Annotated in this window: 8 protein-coding genes; 7 read left to right on the top strand and 1 reads right to left on the bottom strand. The window is 74.5% G+C overall.

What is annotated here, in order from left to right; genetic code table 11:
- Position 1 precedes the first annotated feature (1 nt).
- The 6 genes from nuoL to ACWFNE_RS05615 are packed head-to-tail and all read left to right on the top strand — an operon-like array spanning position 2 to position 8,864.
- Positions 2–1,906: an NADH-quinone oxidoreductase subunit L gene (gene nuoL / locus ACWFNE_RS05640; protein ID WP_452121570.1), complete on the top strand. Its 1,905-nt coding sequence runs from the start codon at positions 2–4 to the stop codon at positions 1,904–1,906.
- A gap of 15 nt (positions 1,907–1,921) precedes the next feature.
- On the top strand, positions 1,922–3,466 hold the full coding sequence (locus tag ACWFNE_RS05635) for an NADH-quinone oxidoreductase subunit M (RefSeq protein WP_452121451.1): 1,545 nt from the start codon (positions 1,922–1,924) through the stop codon (positions 3,464–3,466).
- Positions 3,463–5,235 (top strand): NADH-quinone oxidoreductase subunit NuoN, encoded by a 1,773-nt coding sequence (gene nuoN / locus ACWFNE_RS05630; RefSeq protein ID WP_452121450.1) that lies wholly within the window; start codon positions 3,463–3,465, stop codon positions 5,233–5,235. Before ACWFNE_RS05635 ends, nuoN begins: the two co-directional genes overlap by 4 nt.
- Positions 5,236–5,282: 47 nt before the next feature.
- Complete coding sequence (locus ACWFNE_RS05625; protein WP_412870388.1) at positions 5,283–6,290, top strand: polyprenyl synthetase family protein; 1,008 nt, start codon at positions 5,283–5,285, stop codon at positions 6,288–6,290.
- Between the two features lie 55 nt (positions 6,291–6,345).
- Complete coding sequence (locus tag ACWFNE_RS05620; protein WP_452121449.1) at positions 6,346–8,127, top strand: RDD family protein; 1,782 nt, start codon at positions 6,346–6,348, stop codon at positions 8,125–8,127.
- A complete protein-coding gene (locus ACWFNE_RS05615) occupies positions 8,124–8,864 on the top strand; it encodes a PP2C family protein-serine/threonine phosphatase (RefSeq protein WP_452121448.1) in 741 nt (246 codons plus the stop codon). Before ACWFNE_RS05620 ends, ACWFNE_RS05615 begins: the two co-directional genes overlap by 4 nt.
- Here ACWFNE_RS05615 and rarD read toward each other — a convergent pair.
- Complete coding sequence (gene rarD / locus ACWFNE_RS05610) at positions 8,830–9,957, bottom strand: EamA family transporter RarD (protein ID WP_452121447.1); 1,128 nt, start codon at positions 9,955–9,957, stop codon at positions 8,830–8,832. The two genes, ACWFNE_RS05615 and rarD, sit on opposite strands and share 35 nt — an antisense overlap.
- Before the next feature lie 251 nt (positions 9,958–10,208).
- Between rarD and ACWFNE_RS05605 the strand changes: the two genes are divergently transcribed.
- A complete protein-coding gene (locus ACWFNE_RS05605) occupies positions 10,209–12,044 on the top strand; it encodes a carbohydrate-binding module family 20 domain-containing protein (RefSeq protein ID WP_452121446.1) in 1,836 nt (611 codons plus the stop codon).
- Positions 12,045–12,164 lie beyond the last annotated feature (120 nt).

Here is a 12,164-nt window from a genome sequence, read left to right as displayed (position 1 = left end):
GCTGCAGACCAGCGCGTGGCTGCTCGTCGCGCTGCCGCTCGTGAGCGCCGCGGTCCTGCTGCTGCTCGGCCGCCGCGCCGACCGGTGGGGCCACTGGCTCGGTGTCGCCGCGTCCGGCGGTGCGTTCCTCGTCGGCGCCGCCCTGCTCGTGTCGCTGCTCGGTCAGGGCGCCGAGGACCGGGTGCGCGACCTGCACCTGTTCACGTGGCTGCCCGCAGGCGCGTTCAGCCTCGACGCGGGGCTGCGGCTCGACCCGCTGTCGCTCACGTTCGTGCTGCTCGTCACGTTCGTGGGCACGCTCATCCACGTGTACTCGGTCGCGTACATGGAGCACGACGCGGACCGTCGCCGGTTCTTCGCGTACCTCAACCTGTTCGTCGCCGCGATGCTCGTGCTCGTGCTCGCCGACAGCTACCTGCTGCTGTTCGTCGGCTGGGAGGGCGTCGGTCTCGCGTCCTACCTGCTCATCGGGTTCTGGAACCACCGCACCCCGTACGCGGTCGCCGCGAAGAAGGCGTTCATCGCCAACCGCATCGGCGACATCGGCCTGCTCGTCGCGCTCATGCTCATGTTCGCGACGTTCGGCGGCGTCGACTTCGCAACGGTCCACGCGGGTGTGGCCGACGCGAGCACCGGGACGCTCACCGCGATCGGGCTCATGCTGCTGCTCGCCGCGTGCGGCAAGTCGGCGCAGTTCCCGCTGCAGTCCTGGCTCGGCGACGCCATGGCCGGCCCGACGCCGGTCTCGGCGCTCATCCACGCCGCGACCATGGTGACCGCCGGCGTCTACCTCATCGTGCGCTCCGCGCCGGTGTTCGACGGTGCGCCCGACGCCCAGCTCGTCGTCGCCGTGGTCGGCGCGATCACGCTGCTCTACGGCGCGGTCGTCGGCTGCGCGAAGGACGACATCAAGAAGGCCCTCGCGGCCTCGACGATGTCGCAGATCGGCTACATGGTGCTCGCGGCCGGCCTCGGTCCCGTCGGGTACGCGTTCGCGATCTTCCACCTCGTGACGCACGGCTTCTTCAAGGCCGGCATGTTCCTCGGCGCCGGCTCGGTCATGCACGGCATGGACGACCAGGTCGACATGCGCCGGTTCGGCGGCCTCGCGCGGTACATGAAGATCACGTGGGTCACGTTCATGGCCGGCTGGCTCGCGATCCTCGGCATCCCGCCGTTCTCCGGCTTCTGGAGCAAGGACAAGATCATCGAGGCCGCGTTCGTCCCGGTCGACGGGGCGCCGTGGCGTGCCTGGGTCTTCGGGACCGTCGCGCTGCTCGGCGCGGGCATCACCGCGTTCTACATGTCGCGGCTGTTCTTCATGACGTTCGAGGGCGAGCGCCGCTGGACGGCCCGCTCCGACGGGACCCCGCAGCACCCGCACGAGGCGCCGCGCCTCATGACGGTCCCGATGATCGTCCTCGCGGTCGGCTCGGTCGCGCTCGGCGCGCTCCTGTCGATCGGCGGCTGGTTCACGTCCTGGCTCGAGCCGGTCACGGGGCACGTCGAGCACGAGGAGCCCGTCCTGCCCGCCTGGGTGCTCATCGTGGCGACGCTCGCCGTCGTCGTCGTCGGGCTCGTGCTCGCGTGGCGGCAGTACGCGGCGTCGACCGTCCCGGTCGTCGCGCCCACCGGCTCGCCGCTGACGCGCGCCGCACGCGTCGACCTGTACCAGGACGCCGTCAACGACGCCGTCCTCGTCGAGCCCGGCCAGCACCTGACCCGCTCGCTCGTCTACGCCGACCGCCAGGTCGTCGACGGCGCGTTCTCGGGCCTCGGGCGCCTGACCATCGGGCTCGGCGACGCCGTCCGCCGGCTGCAGACGGGCTTCGCCCGCACGTACGCCGCGACGATGGCGCTCGGTCTCGTCGTCCTCGTCGTCGCCGTCCTGGCACCCCGGATCTGAGGGAGAGCACCACCGATGGCATCCGGATTCCCCTGGCTGACCGCCCTGATCGTGCTGCCGCTCGTCGGCGCCGCGGTCGTGTGGGCCCTGCCCTCCTCCGTCCGCACCCACGTGCGGCTCGTGGCGCTCGGCTTCGCGCTCGCCGAGCTGCTGCTGGGCGTCGGCGCGCTGCTCGCGTTCGACACCGCCGACTCGGCGACGCACCAGCTCACCGAGGTCCAGCCGTGGATCCCGACGTTCGGCGTGAGCTACGCGGTCGGCGTCGACGGCGTCGGGCTCTCGCTCGTGCTGCTGTCGGTGCTCCTCGTGCCGCTCGTCGTCCTCGCCGCGTGGCGCGAGCAGGGCGGCGACGTCGACCGGTTGCGGCACTACCTCGCGCTCGTCCTCGTGCTCGAGACGTTCATGGTCGCGGTGTTCGCCGCGCGTGACGTCTTCCTGTTCTACGTGCTGTTCGAGGCGATGCTCATCCCGGTCTACTTCATGATCGGCGCGTTCGGCGGCGCCCACCGGCGGTACGCCGCGGTCAAGTTCCTGCTGTTCTCGCTCGCGGGCGGCCTCGTCATGCTCGTCGGCGTGATCGCGCTGTACCTGCAGGGACCGGGCGGGGCGGACGGCTTCCTCGTCGACAACCTCACGGGCCTCGAGCTCCCGGTGGCGACCGAGCGCTGGCTGTTCGTCGCGTTCTTCGTCGCGTTCGCGATCAAGGCGCCGATGTTCCCCGTGCACACCTGGCTGCCCGACGCGGCCGAGCAGGCGCCGGCGGGGACGTCGACCCTGCTCGTCGGGGTGCTCGACAAGGTCGGCACGTTCGGGATGCTCACGCTGTGCCTCCCGCTGTTCCCGGACGCCTCGCGCTGGGCGGCGCCCGTCGTGATCGTGCTCGCGGTCGTCTCGATCCTCTACGGCGCGCTGCTCGCGATCGGGCAGAAGGACCTCATGCGCCTCATCGCGTACACGTCCGTCTCGCACTTCGGGTTCATCGTGCTCGGCATCTTCGCGTTCACGTCGACGGCCGTCTCGGGCTCGTCGTTCTACATGGTCAACCACGGCCTCTCGACGGGTGCGCTGTTCCTGCTCGCCGGGTTCCTGGTCGCGCGCCGGGGCTCGCAGCAGATCGCCGACTTCGGCGGGCTGCAGAAGGTCACCCCGGTGCTCGCCGGGACGTTCCTGGTCGTCGGCCTCTCGGCGCTCTCGCTGCCGGGCCTGTCGACGTTCGTCAGCGAGTTCCTCGTGCTCGTCGGGACGTTCGCGCGCAACGAGCCGGCCGCGGTCGTCTCGGTGCTCGCCGTGGTGCTCGCGGCGCTCTACGTCCTGCTGACCTACCAGCGGGTCTTCACCGGGCCGGTGCGCGACGAGCTCGCCACCGCGCCCGACCTGAGCGGTCGGGAGCGGTGGGTCGTCGCGCCGCTGATCGGGCTCATGCTCGTGCTCGGCTTCTACCCGGCGCCCGCGCTCGACCTCGTGCGCGAGCCCGCGCTGACGACCGTCGACCAGGTCGGCGCCGGTGACCTGCCCACCACGACCACGGCGGTCGCGACGGACGAGGGGAACGACAAGTGACCACCTTCACCGCGCCGGAGATCGACTGGGCGCAGCTCGCCCCGGTCGTCGTGGTGCTCGGCGCCGCAGTCGTGGGCGTGCTCGTCGAGGCCTTCGCCCCGCAGCACCTGCGCCGGGCGATCCAGCTCGGGCTCTCGCTCGCGGCGACGGCCGGGGCGCTCGTGGCCGTGGCCGCGCTGTGGAACGGCGTCCAGGAGAGCGGCGGCGTCGACGTGCTCGGCGGCTCGCTCCTCGTGGACGGCCCGACGCTCGTGCTCCAGGGCACGATCGCGCTGTTCGCGCTCCTGTCCGTCCTCGTCATCGCCGACCGGACCGAGACCGGCGAGGACGCGTTCACCCCGCAGGCCGCCGCCATCCCGGGGTCGGACTACGAGGAGACCGCGCGCCGCAAGGGCCTCACGCAGACCGAGGTCTACCCGCTCGTGCTGTTCGCGACCGGCGGGATGCTGATCTTCCCGGCGACCGGGGACCTGCTCACGCTGTTCGTGGCGCTCGAGGTGCTCTCGCTCCCGCTGTACCTGCTGTGCGGGCTCGCGCGCCGCCGCCGCCTCCTGAGCCAGGAGGCCGCGATGAAGTACTTCCTGCTCGGGTCGTTCGCGTCCGCCGTGATGCTGTTCGGGATCGCCCTGCTGTACGGCTTCGCCGGCTCGGTCCGGTACGCGGAGATCGCGACCGCGACGGGCACGACCGTGGGCCTCGACGGGCTGCTGCTCACCGGCGCCGTCATGGTGCTGGTCGGCCTGCTCTTCAAGGTCGGCGCCGTGCCGTTCCACGCGTGGACGCCCGACGTCTACCAGGGTGCCCCGACGCCGGTCACGGCGTTCATGGCGGCCTGCACCAAGGTCGCCGCGTTCGGCGCGCTCGTGCGCATCGTCTACGTCGTGCTGCCCGACCTGCAGTGGGACCTCGCGCCCGCGCTGTGGGCCGTGGCGATCCTCACGATGGTCGTCGGCACGGTCGCGGCGCTGCTGCAGACCGACATGAAGCGCATGCTGGCGTACTCGTCGATCGCGCACGCGGGCTTCGTGCTCACCGGCATCATCGCGCTCACGCAGGAGGGCCTCGCGTCGGTCCTGTTCTACCTGCTGGCGTACGGCGCGGCGACGGTCGGGGCGTTCGCGATCGTGACGCTCGTGCGCGAGCGGTCCGGGGCCGGGGGTGCGCCGGTGGGCGCCGGGGACGGTCTCGACGACACCGTGGACCCGGCCGACGCCCCGGGCGGCCCGGTGCTCGGCGAGGCGACGCACCTGTCGCAGTGGGCCGGCCTCGGCCGGACCAACCCGCTGCTCGCGGGCACGTTCACGCTCTTCCTGCTCTCGTTCGCCGGGATCCCGCTCACCGCGGGCTTCACGGGGAAGTTCGCGGTGTTCTCGGCGGCGGTCGGGGGCGGTGCAACCCCGCTCGCCGTCGTCGGCGTGCTCGCCTCGGCCGCCGCGGCGTTCTTCTACGTCCGGGTGGTCGTGCTGATGTTCTTCACGAGCCCGGCGGCGGACGCGCGCGAGCGGGACGAGGTGCGGGGCGCCGACGCAGCGGGAGCCACCGCGGCCGGTGCCGCGTCGGGTCCGTCGGGCACCGGAGCCCAGGCGGCCGCGACCGACGCCACCGCCACCGCGACGCTCGAGGCAGCGCGGACGACCACCACGGTCGTCGCCTCGGAGGGCCTCACGACGGTCGCCGTCGCGATCTGCGCGGTCCTCACCCTCGTCCTCGGGGTCGTGCCCGGCCCGGTGCTCGAGGTCGTCGCCGACGCCGCGAGACTCCTCCCGTGACGGCGCGCGGTTCTCGATCCCGCGCCTGCGGCGGCTAGGTTCGTCCCGTGACCTCCTCGACCTCCCTCCCGCTGGCCGACCCCGAGCTGGCCGAGCTGCTCTCGGGGCGCCTCGCGCTCGTCGAGGAGCGCCTCCGGGACGCAGTGACCCACGCGGACGCGCTCGCCGACGTGGCGTCGCGGCACCTCGTCAACGCCGGCGGCAAGCGCACCCGTCCCCTTCTCACGCTGCTGGCCTCGGAGCTCGGCGACGGCTCGCGGCGTGAGGTGCTCGACGCGGCGATCGTCGTCGAGCTCACGCACCTGGCGACGCTGTACCACGACGACGTGATGGACTCCGCGCCGCTGCGGCGCGGGGCGCCGTCGGCCCACGAGGTGTGGGGCAACTCCGTCGCGATCCTCACGGGCGACCTGCTGTTCGCCCGCGCGTCCGCGACCGTCGCCGGTCTCGGCCCGGAGGCCGTGCGCATCCAGGCGGCGACGTTCGAGCGGCTCTGCCTCGGGCAGCTCCACGAGACCGTCGGTCCCGCCGCGGGGGAGGACCCCGTCGCGCACTACCTGCAGGTGCTCTCCGACAAGACCGGCTCGCTCATCGCCACGTCGGCGCGGTTCGGCGCGATGTTCGCCGGCTGCCGCCCGAGCGTCGTGCGGACCGTCACGGCGTACGGCGAGAAGGTCGGCGTCGCGTTCCAGCTCGCCGACGACGTCCTCGACCTGACGTCCGACGGCGCCGTGACCGGCAAGACGCCGGGGACGGACCTGCGCGAGCGCGTGCCCACGATGCCCGCGCTGCTCCTGCGCCAGCGCGCCGCGTCCCCCGAGGGGACCGACGAGGACCGCGAGCTCGTGGCGCTGCTCGACGGCGACCTCACGAGCGACACCTCGCTCGCCGAGGCGGTCGCGGCCCTGCGCGCGCACGACGTCGTCGGGCTGACCCGGCAGCGCGCGGCGGACCTCGCGCGCGCGGCCGTCGTCGAGCTCGAGCCGCTCCCGGCCGGCGCCGCGAAGGACGCGCTCGTCTCGTTCGCCGACGCGCTGGTGGACCGGGCGTCCTGAGCGCACGGAACCGGCGCAGCCGCCACGCCGACCGACCACTTCGAAGGAGAGCACGATGAGCACGGTCCCGCGGGTGCGCGCCCAGCCCCCGGCGACGGAGTCGCTCGCCGGGACCGGCCGGCGCGTCCTGGCACTCCTGGTCGACCAGCTCGTCGCGCTCCTGCTGGCCGCGGGCGCGAGCTCGATCGGCTACGGCGTCGCGCTCGACGCCGTCCGCGGCTCCGCGACCGACGAGGTGGCACCGGAGGTCGGGGCGATCCTCGCGCTGCCTCTCGTCGTGCTCGCCGTCTACGGGGCCGCGCAGTGGATCGCCGAGGCGTTCACCGGGCGCACGCTCGGCGGCCTCGTCCTCGGCCTCCGCACGGTCGACGCCGACACCGGCCTGACCGTCGGCCTCGTCCGGATCTTCGTGCGGAACCTGGTGCTGGGCGCCGGGGCGCTCGTGTGCGGCGTCGGGCAGTTCGTGGTCGGCGCGTCGGGCGCGTGGGACTCGGCCGGCCGGCTGCAGGGGTGGCACGACAAGGTCGCGCGCACCGTCGTCGTCCGGACCGGGGGTGGGGAGCCCGCCGCGGCTCGCGCCGCCGCCCTGGCGCCCCGGACCGAGCCCGGTCGCCGAGCGGCCGAGCCGAGCGCGCGGACGACCACGCCGGCCGCGGAGGCGCCGCGGCGCGCCGCCGGCTCGGGTGGCGCCGAGTCGCTCATGCGCGCGGCGCGCGCCGGCGCCGCGGTCGCGGCGTCGTCGGCTGTGGGGTCGCCCCCTGCTGCGTCGCCGGTCGAGGGGCCGCCGGCTGGTGCGTCGCCCGCTGGGGGGACGACCGGGGTCCTCCGTGCCGGACCGCTCGACGGCGCCGACGCGCTCGCCGCCGGACGCGACGAGGAACCGACGCCGCCGACCGGGACCGCGCGTGGACGCCTCGCCCGGGAGTCGGCGCCCTTCCCCGCGGCCGCACCGGCGCCAGCGCCTACCCCGACGCCGGCCGCGACACCGCCGCCGGCGACGGCAGCGGCGCCCACGATCGCTGTCCCCACGTGGTCGACCGGTCTCCCCGTCGACCCGGCACCGGCCGCCGCACCGTCCGAGGTCATCACCGCGGCACCGTCGTGGGACGACCTGCTCCCGCGGCCCGGTGTCGCGGACGCCGACGCCGACGCCGACCCGAGCCCGCAGCACGACGCCGGCCCGCAGCCCGGCGTCGCGGGCGCCGACCGGGGCCCGCAGCCCGACGCCGGCCCGAGGCCCGGAGCCGTGGACGCCGACCGCGGTCCCGAGCCCGGCCCGGCGGACGTCGCGCCGGTCGGCGTGCAGGCGCCGACGGCCCCGACCCGGCGGCTGCGGACGATCCCGCCGCTCGCCGTCCCCGACGCCGGACCGGACGCCGGCGCCGACCCCGCGGCCGCCGGGGAACGCGCTCCGGTCGACCGCACGCCCACCGACCGCTCGCCCACCGACCGCACGCCCGCCGCCAGCGTGCCGACCGGCCGAGCCCCCGCACCCGCGTCCGCCGCGCGGGGCTTCCGCCTCGTGTTCGACACCGGCGAGGCGTTCACGGTCGCGGGTCGCGGCGTCGTCGGGCGCAACCCGTCGACCGCCGACAGCGGCGTGGTCGAGCACGTGGTCCCGATCGACGACCCCGCGCGGTCGGTCTCGAAGACGCACCTCGAGTTCGGCGCCGAGGACGGGGCGTTCTGGGTCCTCGACCGGCGCTCGACGAACGGCTCCGCGCTCGTGCACGCCGACGGGACGCGCGAGCGGCTCACCGCCGGGGTGCGGACGGCCGTTCCCGTCGGGGCTGTCGTCGAGTTCGGCGACCGGCGCTTCCGGGTCCTCGACGCGTGACGGCGGGTGAGGCGCACGGTGTGCGCTGGGGGAGTGCGACCGACCGGGGGTCGCGCCGCGAGACCAACGAGGACAGCCACCTCGCGCAGTTCCCGGTGTTCGCCGTGGCCGACGGCATGGGCGGGCACGAGGCGGGGGAGGTGGCGAGCGCCTGCGCGATCGACGCGCTGCGGGCTCTCGTCGGCCCGGAGACCGTGACGCCCGACGACGTGCGCGCGGCCCTCACGGCGGCCCAGCAGAGCATCCGGGAGATCCCCGTCGAGTCCGGCGCACCTCCGGGCACGACCCTGTCGGGCGTCGTGGTGGTCGGCTCGCCGCGCGGGCGGACGTGGCTCGTCGTCAACCTCGGCGACTCCCGCACGTACCGGTGGGCGGACGGTGCTCTCGAGCGCGTGAGCGTCGACCACTCGGAGGTCGAGGAGCTCGTCGCGCGGGGGATCATCACGCCCGCGGACGCCCGGACGCACCCGCGGCGCCACGTCGTGACCCGGGTGCTCGGCGGCGGGCGCCCGGACGCCCCGGAGCCCGACTTCTTCGCGCTGCCGCTCGCGGCGGGTGACGAGGTGATCGTGTGCACGGACGGGCTGACCGACGAGGTCCCGGAGTCGCGCATCGCGGAGATCCTGCGCCACGCGACCGGGCCGCAGGACGCCGCGGACCGACTGCTCGCCGCGGCGCTGGTCGCGGGCGGGCACGACAACATCACCGTGCTGGTCGTCGAGGCGCTCCCGGACTGAGGGGGTCCCCGGCGCGGCCCGGCACCGGGGTGTGGTCGACGGGGTCGGCGGGCGTCGCGTCGTCACCGCCGTCGGGTGCCGCGCTGCTCCCCACGGCGGGCGCCCTGTCGCTGGCCGCGGCCGCCGCCGAGCGCCGCGCGAGCCGGTCCACGTGGCCCTGCCGGGCGCCGTCGACCGCGAGCAGCACGAGGGCCACCCACACGAGCCCGAACCCCCACCACCGTGCCGCGGGCATCGCCTCGTGCAGCACGACCACGCCGATGACGAGCTGCAGCGTGGGGGCGATGTACTGCAGCAGGCCCACGAGCGAGAGCGGCAGACGGCGCGCGGCGGTGTTGAACAGCACGAGCGGGACTGCCGTGACGATGCCGGAGCCGACGAGCGCGAGCGTGTGCGCGGTTCCGTGCGCGCCGAACGCGCCGAGCCCGGCGGCGTGCAGCCACACGAGGTAGCCGAGCGCGAGCGGGGTGAGCACGAGGGTCTCGGCGGCGAGCCCGGGGACGGCGGTCACGGTGCGCCCGACCCGGTTCTTGAGCAGCCCGTACGCGCCGAAGCTGCCCGCGAGCGTGAGTGCGATCCACGGGACGCGCCCGTAGCCGACGGCGATGACGACGACCGCGGCGGTCCCGAAGCCGAGCGCGACCCACTGCACGGGGCGCAGCCGCTCGTGCAGCACGAGCACCGCGAGCGTGACGACGACGATGGGGTTGATGTAGTACCCGAGCGCGGCGTCGACGACGTGGTCGGTGAGGATGCCGTAGACGAACACGAGCCAGTTCACGGCGAGCAGGAGGGCGGCGGCGGTGAGCAGCGCGAGCGTGCGGCCGCTGCGCAGCACGGTCAGGAACGGGCGCCAGCCGCGCGTGAGGCCGAGCAGGAGCGCGCAGAAGGCCAGCGACCAGACGATGCGGTGGGCGATGATCTCGACGGCGCCGGCGGGCTGCATCAGCGGGAAGTACAGGGGCAGCAGCCCCCACAGCGTGTAGGCGCCGATGCCGCCGGCGAGCCCGCGTCGGTCGAGCGCCGGGGCGGGGGAGAGGGCGGGGTCGTGGGGCGACGCGGGTGCGCCGGGCCGGGGGTTCTCGGTGCTCACCGCCCGACGGTAAGCCGACCGAGCGGTTGACGACCTCATCGACGTCGCCTACTGTCCGATTGCAGCAAGTTGCAACGAGCGTTTCCGAGTCTTGCAGGCCTCGGACCGCGACGGGCAGCGAGCCGTTCCGCGCCCCGGACCCGTCCTGGGACACCTCCTCCACCTGCCGGTCCTGGACTGGCGAGGCCACCGCAGCGCCGCGGCGGCCGGATGCCCGACGACGCCGTCGGCCGACCTGAGGAGCACGACCCGTGTCCCGTACCCGTCCCACCCCGCCACGCGTGCGCCACCGGCTGCCGCGCGCGGCAGCCCTCGCCCTCGCCGCCGTGCTCGCGCTCAGCGGGCTCGGCACCGCCGCCGACGTCGCGACCGCGCCCGCCGCGCAGGCCGGCCCGCCCGGGCAGCGCACCACCGGCGTCAACCTCTTCCAGTGGACCTGGACGTCCATCGCACGCGAGTGCACCGACGTGCTGGGCCCCGCGGGCTACGCGTGGGTCCAGACCTCGCCCCCCAACGAGCACGCGCAGGTCGCCGGGCAGTGGTGGACCTCCTACCAGCCGGTCAGCTACAAGATCGAGTCCAAGCTCGGGACACGCGCCGAGTACACCGCGATGATCGCGACGTGCCGCGACGCCGGGGTCCAGGTCATCGCCGACGTCGTCGTCAACCACATGAGCGGCCAGTCCGGCGGTACCGGCTGGGCGGGCACGCGGTTCCAGACCGAGCAGTACCCCGGCCCCGAGGGCGGCTACGGCCCGCAGGACTTCAACGACTGCCGCAGCAACATCAGCAGCTACGGCGACCGCTACCAGGTGCAGAACTGCCGGCTGGTGAACCTGCAGGACCTGCGCACGGGCTCGGAGTACGTGCGCCAGGAGATCGCGAACTACCTCAACGACCTCATCTCGCTCGGGGTCCGCGGCTTCCGGGTGGACGCCGCGAAGCACATCCCGGCGGCGGACCTCGAGGCCATCAAGGCCAAGCTCTCCGACCAGAGCGTGTACGTCGTGCACGAGGTCATCGGCGCCGCGGGGGAGCCCGTGCAGCCGAGCGAGTACCTCGGCTCGGGCGACTCGCACGAGTTCAGCTACGCCCGGCACCTCAAGGGTGCTGTCCAGGGCGGCAACCTCGCCCAGCTGCGCGACCTGCGCTCCGCGTCGTGGCTCCTGCCCTCGGCCCGCGCCGGCGTGTTCGTGGACAACCACGACACGGAGCGCAACGGCGAGACGCTGACCTACAAGAACGGGTCCGACTACCGCCTCGCGAACGTCTTCGCGCTGTCCTACCCGTACGGCTGGCCCACGGTCTACTCGGGCTACGCGTTCGGCAGCAACGACCAGGGCCCGCCCCAGCAGGCGAACGGCAAGGTCGACGACGCCGCGTGCGGCCAGGGCACGTGGACGTGCGCGCACCGCTGGAACGAGACCGCGCACATGACCGCGTTCCGCAACGCCGTCGCGGGCACCGACCTCGTGCAGTGGTGGGACAACGGCGGCAACCAGGTGGCCTACGGCCGCGGCGACAAGGGCTACGTCGCGCTCAACAAGGCCGGCGGCGCGCTGAGCCGCACGTTCCAGACCTCGCTGCCCGCGGGCCGGTACTGCGACGTGATCAGCGGCGCCCCCACGTCGTCCGGCTGCTCCGGGGCGCTCGTCACGGTCGCCTCGAACGGTCAGGCGTCGTTCACCGTGCCCGGCACCGGGTCGGTCGCGCTGCACGTCGGTGCGAAGGCGGGCGGGGCGGGTCCGACGCCGTCGCCCACGGCGAGCCCGACGCCGAGCCCGACGAGCGCCGCCGCGGGCGTCTCCTTCGGTGTCCAGGCGAGCACGCAGTGGGGCCAGAACCTGTTCGTCGTCGGCGACCGCGCCGAGCTCGGCGGGTGGGACCCGGCGCGGGCCGTCGCGCTCTCGTCGGCCACCTACCCGGTGTGGCGCGCGAGCGTGCCCCTGCCCGCGGGCGCGAGCGTCGCGTACAAGTACGTGCGCAAGGACGCCGCGGGCAACGTCACGTGGGAGAGCGGCGCGAACCGCGCCGTGACCGTGCCCGCGAGCGGCGTCCTGTCGCTGACCGACACGTGGCGCGGCTGACCGGCCCGCGCCCCTGACCGGGGGTGGTGCCGGGCGCGTGGAGGTGTACGGCGCCACCCCCTTTCCGTACCGCCGCGGGGGGGGACAGATAATGCAACGAACGGGGGCGGTGGAGGAGGG

This window comes from Cellulomonas sp. NPDC055163 (genome assembly GCF_053607065.1).
This window is presented reverse-complemented; position numbering and strand designations above follow the sequence as displayed.